This window comes from uncultured Nostoc sp., from assembly GCF_964245445.1.
GTDB lineage: Bacteria > Cyanobacteriota > Cyanobacteriia > Cyanobacteriales > Nostocaceae > Nostoc.
Window position 1 is genome coordinate 1 of sequence record NZ_CAXTNE010000105.1, and the last position, 24712, is coordinate 24712.

The window sequence follows — 24712 nt, forward strand, 5'->3', positions numbered from 1 at the left end:
TTTTTAGCGATCGCTGGTTTTTGATCCTACCTCACCAAATCGCGTTGCTCCCTTTAGCTAGTGGCATTGCTCACGACCTCAACAATATCCTGACACCGATTTTGGCAGGAGCGCAATTATTACCGCTCAAATTTCCTGATGCAGATGAGCGAACTCGCCATCTACTAGAAATTTTGGAAATCAACGCTAGACGCGGTGCTGATTTAGTCAAACAGGTGCTATCCTTTGCGCGGGGTGTAGAAGGGAAGCGAATCACTTTGCAACTCAGACATATAATTGTGGAACTTGGCAAGATTCTCAAAGAGACATTTCCCAAATCCATAGAAATCAGCACTGATGTACCACAGGATTTGTGGATGGTTTCTGGAGATAGCACACAACTGCATCAAGTGCTGATGAACCTCTGCGTTAATGCCCGCGATGCTATGCCCAATGGCGGTAGTTTGAGTATTTATGCTGAGAATCTGTTGATTGACGAAAATTATGCCCGGATGAATCTGGAAGCCAAAGAGGGGCCTTACACAGTGGTTACTGTCTCCGATACTGGAGGTGGGATACCTAGAGAAATCTTAGATAGAATTTTCGAGCCATTCTTTACTACAAAAGATGTAGGACAAGGTACTGGTTTAGGACTTTCCACCGTGCTGGGGATAGTTAAAAGCCACGGAGGTTTTGTGAACGTGTATAGCGAAGTGGGAAGTGGCACTAGCTTTAAGGTTTACTTGCCAGCAGTGGGGGGAATGGAAACACTCACTCCAGAAGAATTGCCTTCACAGACAGGACATGGAGAATTAATTTTGATTGTGGATGATGAAGCTGCCATTCAAGAGATTACTAGAACATCACTAGAAGCTCAAAATTATAAAATCTTAGTTGCCAGTGATGGCATTGAGGCGATCGCGCTGTACGCTAAAAATAAAGACAAAATTAGTGCTGTACTAATGGATATTATGCTTCCCTCGCTAGATGGTTTAACTGCCATCCGTACCCTGCGAAAAATCAACCCCCAAGCTAGAATTATTGCCAGCAGTGGACTTATGTCTGACAAGAAGTTCAGTGCATTAATTAAGATTGGTATCAATATCTTTTTGCCGAAGCCCTATACTGTCAACGAATTATTGCTTTCTTTACAAAAAGTACTATCTTGAGTCAAACAATTTTGGATTTTAGATTTTGGATTTGTTTCATCTCACCTCCGTATAAATAGTTAGGCTAACCACAGTCATTAATCCAAAATCTAAAGTTAGATGAATTAATTGCGTAATTTTACTTATGGCTAATAGTGCAAAAGGCTGCTTTATTGATGTGGGTGCGATCGCAACTTGGTGTAGGTTGACCATTATCTTATCGATAACAGCCACTCATTAATTACCTCTACACATTAAATCGGAACAACATTACATCCCCTTCTTGCACAACATACTCTTTCCCTTCACTGCGAACCAACCCTTTCTCCTTCGCAGCATTCATCGAACCAGTTGTTATTAAATCTTTATAAGCAACAGTTTCGGCGCGAATAAATCCCCGCTCAAAATCACTGTGGATTACACCGGCCGCTTGAGGTGCAGACATTCCAGTGTTAATTGTCCAAGCGCGGGTTTCTTTGGGGCCGCAAGTGAAATATGTCCGCAAGCCTAAAAGCATGTAAGTTGCCCGGATTAATGATTTCAAACCGCCTTCTTCCACACCCAAAGACGCGAGGAAATCGGCTTTATCTGACTCTGGTAATTCCACTAATTCAGCTTCAACTTGAGCCGAAACTATCACAACTTGAGCATTTTCTGTCGTTGCAATTTGCCGGACTGTTTCGACAAAATGATTACCAGTCGCCAACTCATCCTCAGATACATTCGCGGCGTAGATAATCGGTTTATAAGTGAGCAGTTCTAATCCTTTAATAATTTCTGTTTCTTCTTCATTCAAGCTTACCTGACGCACCGATTTACCTTCATTTAAAGCCGCAGCTAATTTTTCTAAGACTGTAATTTCAAACTGTGCATCTTTGCTGGTACGAGCTTGTTTGCGAGTGCGGTCAATTCGCCGCTCAATTTGTGCTAAATCTGATAAACCCAGTTCTATATTAATGATTTCAATATCTCGTGCTGGATCAACAGAACCAGCAACGTGGATAATATCGTCATTCTCAAAACAACGTACCACATGGACGATCGCATCAACTTCCCGGATGTGGGACAGGAATTGATTTCCTAGTCCCTCACCCTGACTTGCACCTTTAACTAAACCGGCAATATCTACAAATTCAACCCGCGCCGGGATAATTTGTGCCGAACTGGCAATCTTAGCAAGAACATTTAACCGTTCATCCGGTACTGCGACAACGCCGACATTCGGTTCAATCGTGCAAAAAGGGAAGTTAGCTGCTTCTGCTTTGGCATTAGCAACTACAGCATTAAATAAAGTAGATTTTCCGACGTTGGGAAGTCCGACAATTCCGGCTCTTAGCATTTTGGATTTTAGATTTGAGATTTTGGATTACATTACCAAGTTAATCTAAACAGGTTCCGGTATGGTTTGGGGAATTGGCCCTGGAACTGTTTGAGGAATGGGAGCAGGTACTGGTTCTGGTACAGGCCCCGGTAACGGTTGAGGAATCGCTGGCCCCGGTACAGGTTCAGGACTAGGTAGCGGATTCGGCTCAGGATTGGGGCTAGGTAGCGGGTTCGGCCCAGGAGTAGGAATTTGTGGTTCTGGTATAGAAATCGCAGTAGGATTAAGCATGATAAATCTAAATTAAATTATTCAACCTCCCCACGCTAGATGACAACCTCGTGTGTTGACATCTCCCCAAATAGCTATACCCACGAACACATCCTTTAATAATTTACCGCTCTTCTCATTCTCTGCCTCCCTCTGCGCTTCCCTTTGCGCCCCTCTGCGTTTAAAATCCAATCCTCAATTCGCCACCATTTGCACAAAACTACTGCTGCTTCACCTTTTCTACCACCTCTGGCACTGGATCGTAACCACCTGGATGAAACGGATGACAGCGCAAAATCCGCCGAGTTGCCATCCAGCTACCATGTAACACTCCAAATCGTTCAATGGCTTGAATAGCATACATCGAACAAGTTGGTTGAAAGCGACAAGTCGGGAGAAACAACGGCGAGATAAACATTCGGTAGCCCCGAATCAGCCAAATCAATAATAATTTCATTGCAGCTACCCAAATCTTATAAATTAGTAACAGGGGTAAAAATTTTCATTTGTCGCATCTTTGTTAATTACATTTTCTGACTTCACCTCAATTCCGGTTTTATGGCTGCAAATTGCGTTGGCTGCAATTTGGGTGTTACTCATCCTTCTGATTGCAGGGGTGGTAAACCGCTTTGCCGACAAGCCAGAAATCGTGCGGAAGATAGTTCATATTGGCACTGGTAATGTGATTTTAATCGCTTGGTGGCTAGATATTCCCGCTAGCGTAGGGATTACAGCTTCTATTTTAGCGAGTGCAATCACCTTATTATCTTACCGATTACCAATTCTTCCTGGTATTAATAGCGTTGGACGGCAAAGTTTAGGGACATTTTTTTACTCTGTCAGTTTCGGTATTTTAGTTGCCTGGTTCTGGTACTTGCAACAACCTCAGTACGCAGCACTCGGAATTTTAGTAATGACTTGGGGAGATGGACTAGCAGCCTTAATTGGGCAGCGCTTTGGTAAACACAAATATAAAGTTTTTGGGACAGAAAAAAGTTGGGAAGGCTCCCTAACTATGATGCTCGTTAGCTATCTCGTCAGTAGTTTGATTTTAGTTGGAACTCAAGGAAACAATTGGCAAACTTGGGCAGTATCACTATTAGTAGCAGTTATAGCTACGGCTTTAGAAGCTGTTTCATTTTTAGGTATTGATAATTTGACAGTTCCCTTGGGCAGTGCAGCCCTTGCCTTCTTTTTAAGTCACTTAATTCTTAGTTACTAATTTTTTTGAGTGCTATTTCTAATTGATCAAATAAGAGATAGTGCCAAAAATTCATCGTTAGTTAATAATAGGACTGACGCAAAAACCCTCTTAAACTCTCATTCCTCCGTGTCGCGCCAGTTGCTTCAAGTCGGGGAACCCGCCCAACGCACTGGCTTCTTTGCGTCCTCTGCGGTTCGTTTTCCATTACCTGTACGTAAGTCCCAAAAAAATAGCCTGCAACGTTTCGGGGTTGAGTAAATCGGACTATATCTTGGTAGCACTATGTAACTGACTTGCACGGTTGTGGTTCTCACAACTATTGCTAGAGATGGCTTTCAGCAAATTCAATAATAAACAACGCGTGGCTCTTGTCAGGATAATTTAGACAAGTTATAGATGTGACTAGGATATTGGGCATCGTACCTCAATTCCTGTTTGGTTAATACCTTACTCACTTTCTCAACTATGAAACGATTCCCAATTTTAGAATCTCTCTTGCTCTTTCTTCTCCTTGCTTCCTGTTCCCAGTCGAACACAATAGTTATTGGTACTGAACTCTATAACAAAAATGACAACAGTTACTTCGGAAAAGTCTTGAGCATTGAAGAAAACCATAAATTCTCGAATGGGCTTACAGGCAAGGGAGTGAAAATTCAACGTCGGTCAAATCCGTTGCAGTCAGAGTGGATCTCATACGATGTTGCCCAGAACTCTTTCTCTACTAAATCTCCGGGTACTAAGTGAGCATCAGGTTTTTAGAAAAATAAATCGTTTTCTATATAGGCGATTATTATATTCAATATCACTTATTAGATGAAAATTCTGCCTCTATTACCGCGATCGCTCCAAAATCCAATTGAGTAAAATCGGATTGACTAACTCCGGCGCTTCATCCTGCGGACAATGCCCCACTCCCTCTAAAGGAATAAACTTTTCTACTTGGGGAAAGTTAGCTAATTCTCTCCCTAACTTAATTGGTTCCCACGGATCAGCCGTTCCCCACAAGATAATCACCGGACACGCTAACAATGGTAAAAGGTCTTCTGGTAGAGGCCCTGTAGAATAAGAAGTAAAAGCAAGAAACACAGCACCAGCCCCCACATCGCTTGCTGGTGAAGTCAGAATATCTACCAACTCATCTGTCACCATCTCAGCATTTGCATAAGCTTGCAGCAGAATTTTCCGCACCGTTTTCGGTTTGGCGAGTTGATTGAAAAAGAAATCACCAACTGGTTTGATAGATAACAGGCGTTGCAGTATAGGCGCTCCGTAACGACGAGATAAAGGTAAAGTTTCCCGTTTGCGATCGTGCAACAGCCGTAAAGAACAGTTGAGCAAAGCAACTCCTAAGGCAATATCTGGGTTGCTTACTGCTGCTTGCATAGCTACAATACAGCCTATAGAATTTCCGACTAAAAAAGCTGGCTCACCTACTACTTCGCGGCAAAAATCTGCTACTTGTTGTCCCCAAGTTTCTAGCGTATAGGCAATTTTTTCTCCAGGTTGAGGTTTTGCAGAAGCACCAAAACCAATTAAATCAATAGCATAAACACGGCAACTTTGTGCTAATACGGGAATATTTTTCCGCCAATGCCACCAAGAAGCGCCAAATCCATGCACGAGGACAACAGCTGGGCCAGTGGTTCCTTGGGTTTGATAGCAGATAGGGAAATCTTGCCAAATCCAGGTTTTTGTAGAGGTAAGTGCTGTTTTTGAACTTGAGGTTGTCATAAAAATTTGATGAATACAAGGGTAAAAGCCTTTCAGCAGCAAGACGCAAGTAAAATTGTTTTGGATTTGAATAAAATTTATCAGATTTTCAAAGTAGATACTTTGCTCTAGTGATAGCTTAGACAGACAGCACGAAAGCTTCTTGGCTGATAGTTTTATCCAGCATAGATTTCCGTCTTGTTGATAGAGATAATTTACTCATAACTTAGATTATGTCAGTATTAGAAATCATAACTTCTACAATAATGTGAGTAATATTTTCGCTATTTTTAGATGTGAGCGAATTAGCGTCACTGCTAGATTCAGTAGTTTCACAATTTACGATCGCAAATTTGGTATATAACATTGTCGAATATGAGGCATCGGCTAAGGGGTGGTTTGCAACTGGAAACTGACGCTGAATTTAACAATATTTTTCTTGTTCCTAGTTCTGCGAGCCAGAAATCATGAATCTACTAGAAACAATCGATACTCCCATTGGGAGCTATGCACCTGATTTTGAACTGCCAGGAATTGATGGTCAAGTACACCATCTCAGGCGTTATCTTGAGAAGTTCCGAGCAGTGGTCGTTATTTCCATGTGTAACCACTGTCCTTATGTAGAGTGGTATATAGACAGGTTAAAAAACATTCAAGCCGAATTTGCCCCCAAAGGCTTCACATTAATTGGTATGAATGGTAGTGATGGTAATCACGGCACTAGGCCAAGCTTTGAAAATATGAAAGCTTTTGCCCAGCGTCACGATTTGAATTTTCCTTACCTGTGGGACTCGACGCAAGATGTAACCCGCAGTTTTGGTGCTACAAAAACACCAATGGCATTTTTAATAGATACTAATGGTATAGTACGCTACAAAGGTAAAATTGATGATCATCCCCAAGACCCATTATCGGCGGGAGAGGATTATTTAAGAACTGCGATCGCTTCTCTGTTTCTTGGTGAAGAAATAGATATACCAGAAACAGAACCAATAGGTACTACATTGATTTGGCGTAACTAGACATAGATAGTCCCTGTAACTGCTATCTTAAATTGGAGGCAATTGCAACTTTTTTGATAAAGCGGAACTTCATGGGAACGAATTACCGACGGGTTTTACTCAAACTGAGCGGTGAAGCCTTAATGGGCAACATGGGCTATGGTATTGATCCCGAAGTGGTCAAAGGCATAGCACAAGAATTAGCAGAGGTAATAGCCACTGGCACTCAAATCGCCATAGTTGTTGGCGGCGGCAATATTTTTCGTGGCGTTAAAGCAGCGTCGGCGGGGATGGACAGGGCAACCGCTGACTATATTGGGATGATTGCCACGGTAATGAATGCCATGACGTTGCAAGATTCGCTAGAACGCATAGGAGTACAGACGCGGGTGCAAACTGCGATCGCTATGCAAGAATTAGCAGAACCGTATATCCGTCGTCGTGCCATCCGCCATCTTGAAAAAGGACGGGTGGTAATTTTTGGTGCTGGTTCTGGAAATCCCTTCTTTACTACGGATACTACTGCGGCATTAAGAGCCGCAGAAATTGATGCAGAAGTGATTTTTAAAGCCACCAAAGTAGACGGAGTGTATGATGCCGATCCTCACATTTATCCTGACGCCAAGCGTTACAATAGCCTTACCTACGCGCATGTTTTAGCCAAAGATTTGCGGGTGATGGATAGTACTGCGATCGCCTTGTGTAAAGAAAACAATATCCCAATTCTGGTATTTGATTTAACGGTGCGAGGTAACATCCACCGAGCCGTCTTGGGAGAATCCATCGGTACCCTTGTGGGAGGTTCTTGTGATATTAGCTGACGCGAAAAGTAAAATGCAAAGTTCTGTTGAGTCAACTCAACGAGCTTTTAACACGATTCGCACTGGTCGCGCCAATGCGAGTCTATTAGATAAGGTATTAGTGGACTATTACGGTTCGCCCACGCCCTTAAAATCACTGGCAAATATTAGCACGCCAGATGCCTCGACAATTCTGATTCAGCCCTACGAGCGTAATACCCTAAACATCGTTGAGAAGGCTATTTCCCTCTCAGATGTGGGTTTAACCCCCAGTAACGATGGTTCTGTAATTCGGCTGAATATTCCGCCTTTGACCAGCGATCGCCGTAAAGAATTTGTCAAAATGGCATCTAAATATGCTGAAGAAGGTCGTGTTGCTATTCGCAACATCCGCCGCGATGCCATAGACGCGATTCGCAAACAGGAGAAGGCCTCTGAAATCTCCAAAGATGAATCAAAAGACCAACAAGATAGCTTGCAAAAACTGACAAACGAATACACTGCCAAAATAGACTCACTCTTGGCAGAAAAAGAAAAAGACATCACGACTGTTTAAAGTTTCATGTCTGAAGCATAAAGGCTGAAGGATAATAGATAAATTCTTCAGCCTTTATCATTTGTTAGGTATTTAACGCGATGTGCAACTTATTCTTGGAACCCTGCTTCCATTCCTCTCCCCGAAAGGTCGAGAGGCTTTGATTTTTACTCCCCTTCTCTGTCAGGGAAGGGGCTGGGGGTTAGGTTTGAAAGAAAGTCGCACACGGCGCTATTTAACAAAAATTGATCGAGTATCCAATACAAAATCACTAATTCAGGAGCAAAAATTCAGCCTTATGTACGATTGCATCATCGTCGGCGCTGGCCCAGCTGGTGGAACAGCTGCATATCATTTAGCTAAACAGGGCCGCTCAGTATTAGTGTTAGAAAAAGAATCCCTACCAAGATATAAACCTTGTGGCGGTGGTGTATCTCCAGCGATCGCTCAATGGTTTGACTTTGATTTTAGCCCAGCAATTTCTGTAAAAGCCGACTCCTTTCGCTTTACCTGGAAATTGGGCGATCCAGTGGAAGCAAAAATCGCCACAGAAGAACCAGTCTGGATGGTGCGACGAGATATTTTTGACCATTTTCTAGTGCAGCAGGCACAGAAACAAGGAGCTGAACTCCGAGATAATACTGAAGTAACGAGTATTGAATTTAAAAGTGACTATTGGCAAATTAACACAACCAATGGGCCAGTTACAGGTCGCTACTTAATTGCGGCTGATGGTGCTAAAGGGCCAATGGCAAAATGGTTAGGCTTCAAAGACCGTAAACGCAGTTTAGCAGCAGCTTTAGAAGCAGAAGTTTCTGCAACTGTAAAAGACAAATCCACAATTCACCTTGAGTTGGGCTTGGTGAAAAATGGCTATATTTGGAACTTCCCGAAGGCAGATGGTTATTCTATTGGTATTGGTACATTTGTTGGTGGTCAACCCCAAGATTTTAAAAAGATTTTAGATGAGTACGCGCGATCGTTTGATCTAGATATCAAAACTAGCAAGCAGTATGGTTATCCCCTTTGCTTGTGGAATGGAAAGCAAAAGTTGCATACCCAAAATGCAGTTTTGGCTGGGGAAGCTGCTTGTGTAGTTTATCCTATGACAGCAGAAGGCATTCGTCCGTCAATTTTTAGCGGTTTGATTGCAGCAGGAGCTATTAATGACGCCCTTTCGGGTGATACCAACGCTTTAGAAAAATATACTGAAGCTATTAATGAAGAATGGGGTACTGAGATGGCTTGGGCACAAAAATTAGCTGGAGCATTCTATCGCTTTCCTGCTATTGGCTACAAAGTTGGTGTTAAGCATCCCTCCGGTGCCAAAATCATGGGTAAGATTCTCTGTGGAGAACTGCGGTATAGCGACGTTACCGATCGCGCCCTCAAGCGTTTAATTCCTGGCTTTGGAGGTTAAGTATTAGGGATTAGGTAACGAATCTCTAGTGGACAAGACACCCACCCCACGAAAATTAATCATCTCTTGTAGGGTGGGCGTCTCACCCGCCCTATTTTCACTTTATTTATGCCTATCTACTTAGCATTTCTCTAAACTAGGGTTTTAGACAAGGAACTCTCAAAGGTCTGCAATATAATTCCCAGAATCTTATCGACTGCATTAACATGATATTCTATTGAGTCAATGCAAACAGTATTCTGTTCTAAAGTTAAGAATTTCCAAGCGGTTCCACTTGTCACAACTCCATATATGACTTTAATATCATTTCCTGCTCTTTGATTGAATATCTGAGCAGCAATCATTGTGGCTGCACATTGCCCCAATCCGGCGATGATATTCTCATTTTTGGCCTCTATAACAGTGACTACTGGGGCACTGATAAAATACTGTTCAGGAGATGCACTGAGAATGAAGTCACAAAAACCTGAGAGTCCTTTAGCAGGATCAATATTGAACTCTGTACCAGAAAATAAGCTGATCTGATAATTTAACTGTCGCCTGACCTCAGACAGAATAGGAGCGATTAAGAACTCAGAACGAGCTTTTTCGCTGTTAATGGCAGTTGCTAAAATTAGGTTCTCATCCAGCAACCGCTTTAGCAAGTCAGAGGGCTACACCCCGCCTACAGTCAAAAACAGATTGCGTGTCTCTTCCAAAGTTAAGCTAAATACATCTCTAACTTTAACAAGACTAAAATCACTGTATGCCATAGACTTCTGCTCCAGTTCTATCTTAATAATGCATGGCTTGTCGGTCTTTGCAAGATATTATTTAAAAGGCGAGCTTGCTAACGAAGCTCGCCTTTTAAATATTGCAGCCTAAAGCGGAGTTAAAAATACCTAGAGGAAAGCCAGATAATCACTCCAGTTCCCAATACACAAAGAATTCCTGCCAAACCAGCTAAGGGTTTTTTATTCTTACCTGTGAACCAGTCAGAGACTTTACCTGTATAAGTAATTAGTTCTGCTGTATCTATGGTAGCGATCGCCCATATCCATCCCGCGTGCAATCCCCAAGCTAAACCCAAATTGTTGCAATCGGCAAAGCGTGCTAACACCAGCACCATTCCCATCAGCCACAATCCAGGGAGTTGGGGTGCGGTTTCGCGTTGCTCCCAAACCAAATGTAGCAAAGCAAATATCAAGCTAGAAATTGCTGCTGCTACCCAAACTGGATAATCCTGCGCTAATTCAGTAAACAGGAAACCGCGAAAAACTAACTCTTCTATCCCACCAACTAATAACGCTATCAAGAAAATCGGTAGCAAGATGGGTAGCGCTAACTTGAAATTCGTCTTTTCAAAAGAACACCACCCTAACCCAAATTGCCCACTAAATACAATAGCTAGGCTTACCACTCCCAAAGCAAAACCTAGTGCTAAAGAACCAAGAGTTGAAAGATTCCCAATAAAGCCGTAATCTGAAAAAGATTTGTTGGTAAGCCAACTAACTCCCCAGAGAATTAGGGGAGCTAATAGATAGAGTGATATCAATAACGGCATTTTTTGCTCTGGCTGTAAAGGTTTAGGGGGTTGCCAATTGAGCAATATTGCTGATATTGTTGCCACTGGCAACCAGCAAACTATCCAGAAAATAAAAAATGCCATCACTACAACTAGTGCTGGTGCATTTCCCATAAACGCCAATAAAGCGTTGATAGGAGACTCAAAATAAGTTACTAAACTAAACAAAAAAAACACGATAGACTTCTTGCACTATAGATTTCTTGGTGATTAATCAAGACTCTACTAAAATTGGTGACTTCTGCAAGGGGTCTAATCGTATTCTTTACTTGTGACAAAATTTTCTAAATAGAGCTACTAGTACCGTAAGGCGGAAGTCAAAAGTCAAAAAGTTTTAATTTAAGCTTTATGCCTGTAATGAAATAGTAGGTTTATTTCCGCCAACCTGTACTAATTTGCTGTCGGGGTAAGGACAAGTTATCATCACCTGAAACTTATCCCTACCATCAGCAAATTTACTCTTCGTCTTCCAAATCTTCGTCTGATTCGTCGGAGTCTATATCTTGTGAGCTTAGTTTTTTGTCACTTTCACCGAGTTGAATCAGGTGAATATGTTTGTATCCCAACCTAATTTCAAACTCATCTCCAGCCTTTAAGCCCATTGCTTTGGTATATGTGGCACCAATCACAATCTGACCATTTTGATGGACACTAACGCGATATGTCGGTTCACGACCACGACCATCTTTAGGTGCTTCTGGACTTAGAGGAATCCCTCTAGCCGATAGCAAAGCGTCATAAAAATCAGTGAGATTGACACGAACCTGGTTATTCTTAGTAACAGTGTAATAGCCGCACTGTTTAGCTCTTTCTCGGCGTGGTAAAGTGGAAAGTTCTTTTACTTTCGCAAGTAGTGCTTTTCCGGTTAATGGCGCGGTTGCAGTTTCAGTCATTATGCTCAAATTTTCCTTACTCTCTCCAAACTGAAAAACGATGTAGTCAAATGCTAGCATTTGGCTTTTTAGCATTTGCATAGAGCTACTTAGGACTCTAGTGTAACGGGTCAATTTCTGCCGATAGGAGCCAAAAGCACTTCTATATATGGTTGTCTACAACCAATTAGAGGTCATAGTTGCCATAGAAATTAATTTTGCTGATTTCACGGCACTTTTAACCATTATTCGCCATTAGAAATGAAATTCTTTTCTCTTTTGGCGCTACTGTAGCGGTGTAACTTTCAGCCACCTTTACAAATTGGATTAATTCTACTCCTAATAAGTCGTAGACCCCAAAAAATGCAGGTTTTCCACTTCTAGTGCTTGCCCCTATGCATAATGAGTAGGTAGAGTTTTTTCTACTCATCCTCTCAAGCTTAGGACAGCATAGTATTTCAATAGAGTCCTACGGGCTTATGCCCTTTTGTCCTGTCGGTAGAGACATGAGTTTTCTTGTCTCTACATTACGATTCAACAAAGCAGTAGTAGCCGCGCTGATACGGCTATTGATTCTGTTTTGTGTCTTCGTAATTTTATATTAAATACTAGCATGGACTAATAATAGCAAAATAGTTGTTTAATTTTGAATTAAAGTTGCTGGTAAATTTTTATTTAAATTCCTGGACTGAAAGCTTGGAAAAAGCACTGAGGATTTTCCTAACCCTTTATTGCAAGCGTAAGTATTGCTCTATGCCTTTTATAAAAATTTATCTAATTTAGACGAGCAGTTTTGACTAATGTGTTAAATTCAAGATTTTCTTGATTGAGAGGAAGCAAAAATCTAAAAGTCTCACGCATCCGGGATTCCCGGTACAATAACTTTTATTTTAAAGTGGTGAGGATTTTTCCTCGGTTTATTATTGTAAGCTCAAAAGTAGTCAGAGAATTTTGTACGTCTGTCTATGGGAAGAATAAATCTCTTAACATCTGCCATCGCTTGATTGGCAGTACTATATATTGAACATATTCTTTTACACTTACTTCTATATAATCAAAAAATTCCGTCAAGCGGTAGCTTATGCTGAATTTTCTAGTTAGTTGCTCTGACTCAAGTTGACATCAACAGGTGTCGCTAACCTGACATGCATTTAATTGGGATATGATCGCTAAGTCAGAGATGAAGGTAAATTGCTCTTTCCTTTACATTCCTAAACAGGTAAATTCAATGCAAAGCTATGATTACATTTTTGGCGTTTTATCTGAGAATTTGACACAAATCTTGCCTATAGCGCTGCTACAAGTAAAGTTTGAATGGTTATCGTTAAACTAGAATCATTCGCTCTTTCATGATCAGCCTATTAACACCAGGCTTTTAATGAAGAGCAAAAAAGTATCGCTCACTTTTCAGAAGTACCTGCCTTTACTCATGATTTTTGAGGCTGGTGAAGCAATTTTAAAATTTTGGTTAGTGGTCATGGAAGTTATTTTTAAAGTCATTCGACAGCAACAAAATTCCTCCCCTGTTGTGCAAACCTACCTTGTAGAGGCAGAACTAGGTAACACAATTCTGGATTGCCTCAATCATATTAAGTGGGAGCAAGATGGAACTTTGGCGTTTCGCAAAAATTGCCGTAATACAATTTGTGGTAGCTGTGCTATGCGAATTAATGGGCGTTCGGCTTTAGCTTGTAAGGAAAATGTTGGCAGTGAACTTGCCAGATTACAACAAATACCATCATCCCAAAGTAAAGTAAATCCCATTCCCGAAATCACGATCGCTCCTCTGGGGAATATGCCCGTGATTAAAGATTTGGTTGTAGATATGAGCAGCTTCTGGAATAATCTAGAAGCAGTTGCTCCTTATGTGAGTACGGCAGCACGACAAGTACCAGAAAGAGAGTTTTTGCAAACACCACAAGAGCGATCGCGCCTCGATAAAACTGGTAACTGTATTATGTGTGGTGCTTGTTACTCTGAATGCAACGCCCGTGAAGTTGATCCAAACTTTGTTGGCCCCCATGCTCTTGCCAAAGCTTACCGGATGGTAGCAGACTCCCGCGATAGCGACACTGAAAATCGTTTAGCAAGCTACAACGAAGGTACTAAAGGCGTATGGGGTTGTACCCGTTGTTTGTACTGCGATTCAGTTTGTCCAATGGAGGTTGCACCATTAGAACAAATTACCAAAATTAAACAAGAAATTCTCACCCACAAACAAGCCAGTGATAGTCGCTCAATTCGTCACCGAAAAGTATTGGTGGATTTAGTTAAAGAAGGTGGTTGGATTGATGAACGTCAATTTGGTTTACAAGTTGTCGGTAACTACTTTAAAGATTTAAAAGGATTACTCAGTCTTGCACCCCTCGGTTTGCGGATGATCCTCCGGGGTAAGTTTCCCTCGTCCTTTGAACCTTCTGAAGGGACAGAACAAGTGCGATCGCTCATTGAATCTGTGCAACAAGTAGAAGGGAATAGGGAATAGGGAATAGGGAATTTCTTTTACCACTTCCTACTCCCCACTCCCCACTCCCCATTTTTCAACGTGGTTCTTGAGGTATATTCAACGGCTGTCCATAACGGTCATATACTAAAACATCCCACTGCCCGTTGTTACTGGATTCAAAAGCAATCCTACTACCATCAGCGCTAATTGTAGGGTTGCGGACTTCAGATTGTAGGTTATTAGTCAAATTTCGTGATTGGCGTGTTTCCCTGTCGTAGATAAAAATAGCCGATCGCCCCTGACGGCTAGCACCAAACACAACATAACGGCCATCTTGGGAAACGCTAGGATGAGTTGCGATCGCATCAAAGGAATTTAAACCTGGCAAATCAACCAAATCACGAGTCACCGTATCAAACATATAAACATCTTGGCTACCGCGTCGGTCAGTAATAAAAACAATGTATCTCCCAGAAATTTGGGGGTTTAATTCCGACGCTAAACTATTAAAACTCCGCCCCCCCGGATCAAAGGGATAACTCAAAAGGCGAGGGTAGCCAAAACACCCAGTCAATAAACTTAAACATATAAATATAGGTATATAAAAAATACGTTTCATATATTGGGCATGGAGCATAGGGCATAGGGCATTGGACATTAATTATTCTCCCTCATCTCCCTGCTCCCTGCTCCCCTGCTCCCTGCCTTCTACGGAGGTGAACCTACGGTTGCACCATTAGGAATATCTAACTCAATATTTGGCCCTCGGTCTAGGACTTCAATATCCCACTGACCACGGCTGGCGGTTTCAAAGACAACATAACGTCCATCTGGGCTGATATTTGGTTTTCTGACCCAGCCACGATAGGTTGGTGTGACGATTTGCGACTGTTGTGTAGCGCGATCATAAAGCGCCACTACTGGTCTACCTTGGTCACTAGTAAGATAAGCAATATAACGCCCGGTATAGCTCAAGCTAGGACTTTCAGCAATTGTCTCCGCTCGGTTTATCCCTGGTGTACCAATAAACAGTTGCCTCTCCAAATCGAAAACCAGTAGCTGCTGATTACCATTCCGATTAGATACAAACGCTAAAAAGCGCCCATTTCCACTCAAAGCAGGTTGCTCCTCGGTGTAGCGACTGTTGAGGGAAGTAGGCCCTATGGGAATATCGTTATAACCACAAGATGCAAGCAAACTGGTTAAACCAAAAACCAGGCTCCAATGAATTGGTCTTTGGAGCCAAAATGTAGGCGTAAATTTTTCCACCTCAACTGTTTTCCGTCGCCTTTAAACCTACTTCCACATCACCTGTTTTAAACATCGTCATCAAAATCGGTCGAATTATCTGGCCCCTGATTTGGCATTTCAACCGGGTTGTATGGCACATAATCAGTTGGGATCGCCTCATCATCTTCGCGCGGTCTTCGAGGAGTTGAGTCAGCTGGTGGACGACGCCTTCTTGGTCTGGGAGCGACATCATCTTCACGATTTTCTGGACGCCCAGACCCGTTATTATTACGGCGAGAAGGTTTTCTAACTTCTTCTTTGGAACTTTCCCAATCCTCAACTTGCCTAGATGAAGAACCCCAATTTTCTTCTTCAGAGCTTTCAGAAGGGCGATTCACAGGACGCCCAGAAGTCCGCCGCCGCGTTTTATCTGCTGGAGCCTGTCTTTCGCTACTGCTGCTGTTACGGCGTTCTGAACGGCGGGGGGGTTGCTCCTCGTAGTAGTTATCACGAGTGGAAATCTCATCCCTGCTACCGCGAATCCGGGCACGCACGGGGCGTTCCTCCTCGTCTTCATAAGGCAATGGATCTAAGTCTGCATCCATTTCAGCTTGATACTTTCTGCGATCGTTGTACGAATAGCGATCGCTAACCGGTCGGTCTTCGTCCACAATCGGAGTGTTGCGCTTTGCTTGCTGGGTAGCTATACTCCGCAGACGAATACTTTCAACTGCAAAAAACACAGTTGTGCCAACTAAAAGCAGTTGACCAAATTGTAGAATCGGGTCTAAGCGCCATCCTTGAAACACGAGAATGAAACCGCAGAGCAAGCCGACTGCCGCAAAAAAGATATCTTGATCCCGTGACAATTCTGGACGCACAGTGCGGAGAAAATACAGTGCTGCCCCAGCCACAGCCAGGAAAATTCCTAGAATACTGGCTGAGTTTGCCCCAAAATTTACCTGAGCCAGAAAACTGGCTGAGTTCAGCCCAAAATTTATCATTGCTGTTTTCCCAATATCAAATCTATGTTAGCGAGTCACAATTAAAATCACTACTGTAATTAGTCACGATATATTAAAGCTTCAAAGCCTCTGGCAAAGAAGCTCTGAAGCTGTTTACCGAAAAATAAAAAAACCTATGTCTATTAGCTACAACTGCTTCTAGCGGCAAACACTGCTGCTTTTAGTGCAATTATAAATAGCTGACAGACAATCGGTTATGAGAGTTAATTCAACTCTCACAAGCATTATGAACGCTGGATTTTATCTTTTTGGCTAATGAAAATTAGACCAACTGTAGCGGGGATTACAACAATTGCAGTACCCCATAGCAGACTCCAAAGAAAATTTGCTAAAGAAGGCGTCATACTTCTAAACCTTTTTTTACACACTTCATCCTAATTTTAATAGTGTATTACTTTCTTGAGAAGCCTCTAACTCGGAACTGCCAAACTTGGTAACTGCTGTGAGCGAGTTTGCTTTTCTATTACACAAGGAAATGACAGTATTTGGTTAAAATGATGATGAGAGTGCTTTACAAAGCTTCAAATTTTGTAGCGTTAGCGAAGCGCGGCTTGCCGTTCGCCTAAGTTTTTCTTTCTTTACGATAGATAGTACCTTAAACCGATGACTGGTGTTGACCTGACTGCTTGGATTCTTGGCCCTGTGTTAGGGCTGATGACATTTTTATTTATATTTCGGATCATTCTCACTTGGTATCCGCAAGTGAATCTGAATCGTTTGCCCTTTAATTTAATAGCTTGGCCTACCGAACCATTTTTAATCCCGTTGCGAAAACTGGTACAACCTATAGGCGGCGTGGACATTACACCTATTATTTGGGTTGGTATCTTCAGTCTGGTGCGAGAAATATTACTAGGTCAGCAAGGATTACTGACGATGCTGGCTCGTGTAAATTAGGTATGGGGCATTGGGAAGAAACAGAGGTGCAGGGAGCAGAGGCGAAAGAGGTAATTTTTTATTCTTCTCCTGCCTCCCCTCTTCCCCCTACTCCCTACTCCCCACTCCCCACTCCCCTAGCCGTTCATCTCCTGGACAAAATTTGTATAGACATTACCTTGCAAAAATTGTGGAGTTTCCATAATTCTTTGATGAAACCCAATGGTGGTGGGTAGTCCAGTGATGGCACATTCCCGGAGTGCGCGTTTCATGCGGTTAATGGCAGTGGGTCGGTCTGGGGCCCAAACAATTAACTTGCCGATCAAAGAATCGTAGTAAGGCGGGATTTGGTAATCTGTGTAAACGTGGGAATCAATGCGAACACCAGGGCCTCCAGGGGGCAGATAGCCACTTATCCGTCCAGGAGAAGGGCGAAAGTCATGATCTGGGTCTTCAGCGTTGATCCGGCACTCAATCGAATGACCCCGCAAAACTACTTGCTCTTGCGTAAGCTTGAGTCTTTCCCCTTGGGCAATCCGAATTTGTTCGGCAACTAAATCTACCCCAGTAATCATCTCTGTTACAGGATGTTCTACTTGAATCCGGGTGTTCATTTCCATAAAGTAGAATTTACCGGATCTATCCAAGAGAAACTCAATAGTACCCGCCCCACTGTAATTGATGAATTGGGCAGCTTTGACAGCAGCTTGTCCCATTTTCTCACGCAGGTCTTGGTCGAGAGCCGGACTTGGTGCTTCTTCTAGTAGCTTTTGATTCCGGCGCTGAATTGAGCAATCCCGTTCGCCCAAGTGGATAACATTACCATAGTTATCCGCCAAAATTTGAAATTCGATGTGGCGGGGACGTTCAATAAATTTTTCTATATAAACGCCAGAATTACCAAAAGCTGCTCCTGCTTCGCCTTGGGCTGCCAGGAAAAGTTTCACAAATTCATCTTCAGAACGCACCAGGCGCATACCCCGTCCACCACCACCGGCTGTAGCTTTGATCATCACTGGATAACCGATATGCTTGGCGAATTTTAATCCTTCTTCCTCAGATTCTACCAATCCTTCACTACCTGGTACTGTTGGTACTCCAGCTTTTTGCATGGTTTCTTTGGCAGTGGATTTATCGCCCATCAGCTTTATAGCTTCTGGAGTTGGGCCGATAAAAGCAATATGATGGTCGGCACAGATTTCTGCAAACCGGGCATTTTCTGCCAAAAAGCCATAACCTGGATGAATAGCAGTCGCATTGCGTGTCAATGCGGCAGCAATAATATTGGGAATATTCAAATAACTTTTACCGCTAGCAGGTTCGCCAATGCAAACCGCTTCATCAGCAAGTTGGACGTGGAGAGCATTCCGGTCAACGGTGGAATGAACCGCGACAGTCGCAATTCCCATTTCTTCACAGGCGCGGAGAATGCGAAGGGCGATTTCTCCCCGATTGGCAATTAATATTTTGTCAAACTTCATTTTTTAGTTTCGATATCATTACCAGTAGATTGACATTTTCTCTGATCCAACTTGAAACGACGCTTTCGCATTATTTCAAATTATCACAGGAGATTCGCCACCCTGATTCTAAGCAAACTCGTATATTGCAGGCTTGCTGCCTGTACGAGTCTTACTAGACTAACAACATTGCTACTGTAAGTCTTAGCTAGCTTACTAAACTAAGTTTTAGCGTAGGCGTAGCACATCGTAGACATCGCCTAAATTGGGCGGGTACGCGATGATTGATCGCACCGCACCTCCCACAGTCGCTCTACCCTTTTTAATATCACTTGTGCAGATGCTAGATTTCTGTCAGTCTGATACAGCCTTGAGGAAATTTATATTTTTGAGAAATATAACTTTAGATATCACATTACTATAATTAGTTTCTTATGCTATAGTATATGTTTAGAGATTCCGTGCGGATGTGGCGGAATTGGTATACGCGCACGCTTGAGGTGCGTGTGGGCAATGCCCTTGCGAGTTCGAGTCTCGCCATCCGCATATTTTGTTGATTAGTCAAGGGTCAATAGTTAAGGGTCAATACACCTTAGACTATTGACCCTTAAATCTTGGTTAGCTCTAGTTTTTTATGCTTTTATAGAAATACGTGAAGTTTTGTAAAAAGCATTGAGTATTACTTTTACGCCGACAAACAACTTAACACTGCCAGCAGCTTGGCATCGCCTCACTCCGATTTGGCAAGGAGGAGAGGAAATAATTCAAAAAAGTTTACCTCATACTCAGCTAGCACCGGCTTGGCAGCTAATGCTTTTGGGTGACGGCTCTCCAACACGTCACCTAGAATTGCTTACAGGTGAGCCTGTAGAAGTAGATGTGATTGATATGTCATTGATTGGTATGGACTTAGATGGCGCTCCTGATTTAATCCAAGCTGTTCCAGGGCCGCGATTACGGCGACAAGTGTGGCTGCGGACTGCTTCTGGTCAGCGATTAGCCTATGCTACTTCGTGGTGGGAAGCTAGTCATGTAGATGAGTATTTGCAAAATCGTTCATTACCAATTTGGGCGAGTTTAGCTCGTCTTCGCACGGAACTGTATCGGGATGTGCGAGGAATTTACTATGGTGACTCATCGGCGCTAGAGTCTGGTTTTGATGTAACTGGGCCATTTTGGGGTCGCCATTACTTGTTTTGGCATCATGGACAGCCATTAACCTTAATTTATGAAGTTTTTTCGCCTTATTTAACTAAATATTTGGGAGCTATGCAATTAGATTCCAAATATCAGTAAAAAGGCATGATGTGGTGCGATGGCGTATCCCTACCGAGCAAAACCAAGTAGCTGAAATCCTACAATGAAATTATCAAAGGAACGTTGAATTATTGTGGCAGTGATCGCTTCTAGCAGTAGTGCCGTTAAACTAATGAGTTTTCGGTGATGGTTTGCCGTTTTAGGCGATCATATCCTCTCTAAAATAGAGTCATTCCCCCAGTTCAACCATGATTCCACTCAAAACCCAACTCACCCTCGAAGAATTTCTCGCACTTCCCGAAGGAGATATTACCTACGAACTCATTGATGGAGAAGCTGTTCCCAAATTCAAAAACGATGAGATCAGGACTAAATTTTTTCATAGTTCTATAACAGGTGCGTTATTTATACTATTGTCTGCATGGGCGCAAGGAAAGGGGCGGGTTGTAATTGAATGGGCAATTAAGCTAAAAAGAAATGAACAAGACTAAGTTCCTGTAGCAGATTTGACTTATGTTTCTTATAATCGTCTTTTTGCTGATTGGTTGCAAGATGAAGCTTGTCCTGTTGCACCCGAATTAGTCATTGAATTTATCTCCCCCGGTCAAACGTTCGGAGAAATGACAGAAAAAGCCACTGATTATCTAAAAGCTAAAGTTCAACGAGTTTGGATTATTGATTCTAGAGCAAAAACTATTACTATTTTTTATCCTGATATTCTCCCTCAAACCAAACGCGGTATCGATAGTTTAGAAGATTCCTTATTTCAAGGGTTGCAAATTACACCTCAAGAAATTTTCCAACAAGCAAGAATTTCCTACTAATGTTAGCAACAAAGACACAAGAAAGGTTTAATGAATACTGTTGTGCTAAATCTAGAACTGATTGCTCATTTAAGCGATGAGCAATTTTATCAATTGTGTATTGCCAATCGTGATCTAAGCCTAGAAATGAATGCAGTCGGAGAATTAATAATTGTGCCACCAGTGGGAGGAGAAAGCGGAAATCAAGAAGCTGGACTGATCGCTGATTTAGAAATTTGGAATCGGATTTGAGTTGCAAGTATAGGTAAATGTTAAGTTTAACGGTATAGCTTTGCTTACCGCATTCTCCCAAAAAATACTGCACTTTTGATGTGGCGCGATCGCGTACCCGCCTACCGTAGGCGATCGCATATCGCAACCGCGTAAAGCCAAGTCGCTGAAATTGAGTTGCAGTTTTGTCCAGTTAGTTATATTCTCAAATTGCTTGGAATAACAGATTTACTTGCGGAAACTTTCCGACTCAGGAATTAATCTCACGGAAACGTCCTACGAAATTCAACAAAGCGTGTTAAAAATGGTAACTGAGTCAAATACACAGCTTTTGAAAGAGTAGGGAAGGTTGATTACCGAAGTATCATCAACATCTAGAGTGGAAAAATTTAATATAATTAGCTGTTCTAAAGAATGGTTAAACCTGTTGGTGTACTTGACTAATCAAGCAAGTAATAAGTTTGCAAGTATAAGGTATAGGTTTCAATGGCACCGCCTCTTGTGTCTGTTCCAATGAAGAAAAATAAGAAACCGTCTCTGGTGCTGACGCTCTCGGCTGCTGGGCTATTGATTGGTGCGGGGAGTGCAGCATACTGGTTGTTAAGCCAGAGACAACGATCTTCGAGCGATTTGCTAGTAGGTGCAAATATTATTCCTGGTGATGCCCTGTTTGCGGTTTCTCTGACAACAGATACCCAGCAGTGGCAGAAATTGCGGGAGTTTGGCACGAAAGAAACCCAAGCAGAACTGGACAGAAATTTAGTTGAATTGCGCGATCGCTTTCTCACTAATAATGGTTACGACTTCCAGAAAGATATCGCTCCTTGGGTAGGCAATGACGTTACAATTGCAATTCTTGCCCCAGCAATAGCGAGTAAGACTGCACCCAAACCAGTTACCACCAATGAAGATGCTGCCAACGATCAGCAGTCGATGGTAATGGTATTACCAGTGAAAAACCCAGAAATCGCCAAAAATATTTTGGCACAACCCAAAACCCTTAAACAAGGCAAATGGATTGACCGTATTTATCAAGGGATCGCCATTAAACAAAGTGAGGGACAAGCAGGAGAAAACTTCTCAGCAGCATTACTAGATGGGCGTTTTTTAGTTATAACTGATAGTCCCAAAGCCACAGAACGAGCAATTGATGCTTACAAAAATCAAACATCTCTAGCGACAACAGGGGGCTTTGCTGAGAACTTCCCAAAAATTGCCGACTACCAACCCTTTGGCCAGTTTTACGTCAATGTGCCAACAGCAGCCAAAATAGCCGCAGCTTCTCCAAACCGCCCTTTACCTGCTCAAGTTTTGGCTCAGCTGCAAAATAACCAAGCTTTAGCGGGGACAATGACTTTAGAGGCAGAAGGAATCCGCTTCAAAGGCGTTTCTTGGTTAAACCCTAATAGTCAACGGGTGCTGGCGGTAGAAAACAAAGCTGGGCAAATGCAAAACCGCGTACCAGCAGAAACCTTAATGATGCTTTCGGGGGGAAACTTACAGAGATTGTGGGGAGATTACGTTTTAACATCTCAAGGAAATCCCCTCTCACCGATCGCACCAGAACAACTTAGAGGTGGTATAAAATCTCTTACCACTCTCGATTTAGATAAGGATTTGCTCAGTTGGATGAAAGGCGAGTTTTCCTTATCAGTGATTCCTACTACTCCAAAAGAAGGTTCACCAAATGATTTTCGTGCGGGTTTGGTGTTCATGGTACAGGGAACTGATCGCCAATCAGCTGAAACATCTATAAAACAGCTCGATGACGTGATGAGAGATCAATACCAGTTCCAAGTCCAACCTGCGAAAGTTGCAGGACAACCCGTTGTTAACTGGGTTTCACCCTATGGTACTTTAACTGCCACTCACGGATGGTTAGATGGAGATGTCGCCTTTCTAGTAGTGGGCGCTCCTGTTACTGATAAAATTCTTCCCAAACCTAACAATACACTAGCTAGCACGATCCCCTTCCAACAAACAGTTCCTACAGAACCAAATCCGACAAATGGTCAATTTTTTCTAGATGTGGAACGAACTGTAAAAAATTTCCTTTTACCAACTCTAATTCCCAATCAACAAGCTTTGCTTGATGCAACGCGCTCAATTGGGATGACATCCGCCGTCAGCGACAGTCGTAGTAACCTTTACGACATTTTTATAGCACTTAAAAAAGTTAGGAACACGACTCCTTTACCTAGTCCAGAAAGTAATAAGAGCAGTTCTGTTAGATAGGGGAGTGGGGAGTGGGGAGTGGTGAGATGAGGGGAACAAGGGAGAACTATTGAAAAAATTTTTTCTTTGTCTCTTCCCAATGTTCCATTCCCTATTTCCTATTTCCCCATTCCCATGACCCTCTAAGCATATAGGATCATAACAGTCAGAATCCATATTTTAAATCATCCACGGAGAGAAGACTTTATGAATTTGGTTGTACTCCAGAACTGGCTGGACAATGCCTCCTTTGCCATATTATTCCTAACAATGCTGGTGTATTGGGGAGGAGCGGCTTTCCCGAATCTGCCTTATCTAGCCGCTTTGGGGACAGCTGGGATGGCGATCGCTAATTTGTGCATGGCGACTCTACTAGGGGCACGATGGATAGAAGCTGGTTACTTTCCCTTAAGTAATCTCTATGAATCGCTGTTTTTCTTAACTTGGGGAATTACCACCATCCATCTAATTGCTGAAAGTAGTAGCCGTAGCCGCTTAGTAGGAGTTGTTACAGCTCCTGTGGCAATGTTGATTGCTGCTTTTGCTACTATGACACTACCATCTCAGATGCAAGCGTCAGAACCGCTTGTACCTGCCTTGAAGTCAAATTGGCTGATGATGCATGTCAGCGTGATGATGTTGAGTTATTCTGCTTTGATGGTAGGTTCGTTATTAGCGATCGCTTTTTTAGTTGTGACTCGCGGTCAAAACATCCAACTACAAGGTAGTTCTGTAGGTACTGGTGGCTATCGCAGCAACGGCTACCGCTTACACAAAGCAGCTGAACTAATTCCTCAATCAACAGCCCCTTCTGCCGAAAATAACGGCTTTGCTCGTTTTGAAACTACTAGCAACGGCAACGGTAACGGTAACACCGCAGTTTTGGGTTTAGTTACAACAACCCCAATCCAAAATCCACAATCCGAAATCCAAAATTCGGAACCCCTTTCACCCCAGCGCCTTAGCCTTGCCGAAACCCTCGACAATATCAGCTATCGCATCATCGGGCTAGGATTTCCCCTGCTGACAATTGGCATCATTGCCGGTGGCGTTTGGGCTAACGAAGCTTGGGGTTCTTACTGGAGTTGGGACCCCAAAGAAACTTGGGCACTAATCACCTGGTTAGTGTTCGCCGCCTATCTCCATGCCCGAATCACTCGCGGTTGGCAAGGGCGTCGTCCCGCAATTTTAGCCGCCACCGGCTTTGTTGTTGTTTGGGTTTGCTATCTCGGTGTGAATCTTTTGGGTAAAGGTTTGCATTCTTACGGTTGGTTTTTCTAAGAACAGAAAACTACCCCACCCGCGCTGCCGCGCACCCTCCCCGATGCTTTGGGGAGGGTTGGGGA

General features: G+C 42.8%; 23 protein-coding genes, 1 tRNA gene and 2 pseudogenes. 14 read left to right on the forward strand and 12 right to left on the reverse strand.

What is annotated here, in order from left to right; genetic code table 11:
• Nucleotides 1-1148: ATP-binding protein (locus tag ACFE90_RS18345; protein ID WP_375502970.1), on the forward strand; the 1148-nt coding region annotated here is incomplete at its 5' end.
• Between the two features lie 226 nt (nt 1149-1374).
• Here ACFE90_RS18345 and ychF read toward each other — a convergent pair.
• From ychF to yidD, 3 genes are all read right to left on the reverse strand, one after another.
• Nucleotides 1375-2466 carry a redox-regulated ATPase YchF gene (gene ychF, locus ACFE90_RS18350; protein WP_375502972.1) on the reverse strand — a complete coding sequence of 364 codons (1092 nt, stop codon included), beginning with the start codon at nt 2464-2466 and terminating at the stop codon, nt 1375-1377.
• A gap of 45 nt (nt 2467-2511) precedes the next feature.
• Nucleotides 2512-2739, reverse strand: coding sequence for a hypothetical protein (locus tag ACFE90_RS18355; RefSeq protein WP_375502974.1), 228 nt, complete (start codon nt 2737-2739; stop codon nt 2512-2514).
• Nucleotides 2740-2938: 199 nt separating this feature from the next.
• Nucleotides 2939-3175, reverse strand: a complete 237-nt coding sequence (yidD, locus tag ACFE90_RS18360; protein WP_375502976.1) for a membrane protein insertion efficiency factor YidD — start codon at nt 3173-3175, stop codon at nt 2939-2941.
• Nucleotides 3176-3235: 60 nt separating this feature from the next.
• On the opposite strand from yidD, the gene ACFE90_RS18365 reads away from it, so the two are divergent.
• Complete coding sequence (locus tag ACFE90_RS18365) at nt 3236-3940, forward strand: diacylglycerol/polyprenol kinase family protein (protein WP_375502978.1); 705 nt, start codon at nt 3236-3238, stop codon at nt 3938-3940.
• An 813-nt stretch (nt 3941-4753) separates the two neighbouring features.
• Here ACFE90_RS18365 and ACFE90_RS18370 read toward each other — a convergent pair.
• Nucleotides 4754-5653 carry an alpha/beta fold hydrolase gene (locus ACFE90_RS18370; RefSeq protein WP_375502980.1) on the reverse strand — a complete coding sequence of 300 codons (900 nt, stop codon included), beginning with the start codon at nt 5651-5653 and terminating at the stop codon, nt 4754-4756.
• 446 nt (nt 5654-6099) lie between these two features.
• Between ACFE90_RS18370 and ACFE90_RS18375 the strand changes: the two genes are divergently transcribed.
• The 4 genes from ACFE90_RS18375 (at nt 6100) to ACFE90_RS18390 (ending at nt 9388) form a co-directional block, all read left to right on the forward strand.
• Complete coding sequence (locus tag ACFE90_RS18375; RefSeq protein ID WP_375502982.1) at nt 6100-6654, forward strand: thioredoxin family protein; 555 nt, start codon at nt 6100-6102, stop codon at nt 6652-6654.
• A gap of 71 nt (nt 6655-6725) precedes the next feature.
• Nucleotides 6726-7454: a UMP kinase gene (gene pyrH, locus ACFE90_RS18380; protein ID WP_100898733.1), complete on the forward strand. Its 729-nt coding sequence runs from the start codon at nt 6726-6728 to the stop codon at nt 7452-7454.
• Complete coding sequence (gene frr, locus ACFE90_RS18385; RefSeq protein ID WP_322722135.1) at nt 7441-7989, forward strand: ribosome recycling factor; 549 nt, start codon at nt 7441-7443, stop codon at nt 7987-7989. The genes pyrH and frr overlap by 14 nt, the downstream gene beginning before the upstream one ends.
• Before the next feature lie 277 nt (nt 7990-8266).
• Complete coding sequence (locus tag ACFE90_RS18390) at nt 8267-9388, forward strand: geranylgeranyl reductase family protein (RefSeq protein WP_375503002.1); 1122 nt, start codon at nt 8267-8269, stop codon at nt 9386-9388.
• Nucleotides 9389-9519: 131 nt separating this feature from the next.
• Here the strand turns inward: ACFE90_RS18390 and ACFE90_RS18395 are convergent, their stop codons facing one another.
• From ACFE90_RS18395 to ACFE90_RS18405, 3 genes are all read right to left on the reverse strand, one after another.
• Entirely contained in the window at nt 9520-10032 is a 513-nt protein-coding gene (locus tag ACFE90_RS18395) for a hypothetical protein (protein WP_375502984.1), read from the reverse strand.
• Nucleotides 10033-10259: 227 nt separating this feature from the next.
• On the reverse strand, nt 10260-11129 hold the full coding sequence (locus tag ACFE90_RS18400) for a lysostaphin resistance A-like protein (protein WP_375502986.1): 870 nt from the start codon (nt 11127-11129) through the stop codon (nt 10260-10262).
• A gap of 278 nt (nt 11130-11407) precedes the next feature.
• A complete protein-coding gene (locus tag ACFE90_RS18405) occupies nt 11408-11845 on the reverse strand; it encodes an AbrB family transcriptional regulator (protein ID WP_335154485.1) in 438 nt (145 codons plus the stop codon).
• Nucleotides 11846-13301: 1456 nt separating this feature from the next.
• Here ACFE90_RS18405 and ACFE90_RS18410 point away from each other — a divergent pair.
• On the forward strand, nt 13302-14309 hold the full coding sequence (locus ACFE90_RS18410; RefSeq protein ID WP_375503004.1) for a succinate dehydrogenase/fumarate reductase iron-sulfur subunit: 1008 nt from the start codon (nt 13302-13304) through the stop codon (nt 14307-14309).
• A gap of 55 nt (nt 14310-14364) precedes the next feature.
• Here the strand turns inward: ACFE90_RS18410 and ACFE90_RS18415 are convergent, their stop codons facing one another.
• The 4 genes from ACFE90_RS18415 to psbX form a co-directional block, all read right to left on the reverse strand.
• The gene (locus tag ACFE90_RS18415) at nt 14365-14889 is read right to left on the reverse strand and encodes a TolB family protein (protein ID WP_375503006.1); all 525 of its coding nucleotides are present in this window, start codon (nt 14887-14889) and stop codon (nt 14365-14367) included.
• Nucleotides 14890-14978: 89 nt separating this feature from the next.
• On the reverse strand, nt 14979-15539 hold the full coding sequence (locus tag ACFE90_RS18420) for a hypothetical protein (RefSeq protein WP_229468733.1): 561 nt from the start codon (nt 15537-15539) through the stop codon (nt 14979-14981).
• A 47-nt stretch (nt 15540-15586) separates the two neighbouring features.
• On the reverse strand, nt 15587-16504 hold the full coding sequence (locus tag ACFE90_RS18425) for a Ycf66 family protein (protein ID WP_375502988.1): 918 nt from the start codon (nt 16502-16504) through the stop codon (nt 15587-15589).
• Nucleotides 16505-16749: 245 nt separating this feature from the next.
• Nucleotides 16750-16869, reverse strand: coding sequence for a photosystem II reaction center X protein (gene psbX, locus ACFE90_RS18430; protein ID WP_174709687.1), 120 nt, complete (start codon nt 16867-16869; stop codon nt 16750-16752).
• Nucleotides 16870-17128: 259 nt separating this feature from the next.
• Between psbX and ACFE90_RS18435 the strand changes: the two genes are divergently transcribed.
• Complete coding sequence (locus ACFE90_RS18435; RefSeq protein ID WP_375502991.1) at nt 17129-17422, forward strand: YggT family protein; 294 nt, start codon at nt 17129-17131, stop codon at nt 17420-17422.
• 116 nt (nt 17423-17538) lie between these two features.
• Here the strand turns inward: ACFE90_RS18435 and accC are convergent, their stop codons facing one another.
• On the reverse strand, nt 17539-18882 hold the full coding sequence (accC, locus tag ACFE90_RS18440; protein ID WP_375502994.1) for an acetyl-CoA carboxylase biotin carboxylase subunit: 1344 nt from the start codon (nt 18880-18882) through the stop codon (nt 17539-17541).
• 442 nt (nt 18883-19324) lie between these two features.
• On the opposite strand from accC, the gene ACFE90_RS18445 reads away from it, so the two are divergent.
• From ACFE90_RS18445 to ccsB, 6 genes and pseudogenes are all read left to right on the forward strand, one after another.
• Nucleotides 19325-19407: transfer RNA gene (locus ACFE90_RS18445), tRNA-Leu, on the forward strand.
• 126 nt (nt 19408-19533) lie between these two features.
• A complete protein-coding gene (locus tag ACFE90_RS18450; protein ID WP_375502996.1) occupies nt 19534-20157 on the forward strand; it encodes a chorismate lyase in 624 nt (207 codons plus the stop codon).
• 209 nt (nt 20158-20366) lie between these two features.
• Nucleotides 20367-20942: pseudogene (locus ACFE90_RS18455) on the forward strand (Uma2 family endonuclease).
• A 30-nt stretch (nt 20943-20972) separates the two neighbouring features.
• Nucleotides 20973-21167, forward strand: a pseudogene (locus tag ACFE90_RS18460) (Uma2 family endonuclease); the annotation flags it as partial.
• Nucleotides 21168-21638: 471 nt separating this feature from the next.
• Nucleotides 21639-23387, forward strand: a complete 1749-nt coding sequence (locus tag ACFE90_RS18465; RefSeq protein WP_375502998.1) for a DUF3352 domain-containing protein — start codon at nt 21639-21641, stop codon at nt 23385-23387.
• A gap of 186 nt (nt 23388-23573) precedes the next feature.
• Nucleotides 23574-24647 (forward strand): c-type cytochrome biogenesis protein CcsB, encoded by a 1074-nt coding sequence (gene ccsB / locus ACFE90_RS18470; protein WP_375503000.1) that lies wholly within the window; start codon nt 23574-23576, stop codon nt 24645-24647.
• Nucleotides 24648-24712: the final 65 nt, after the last annotated feature.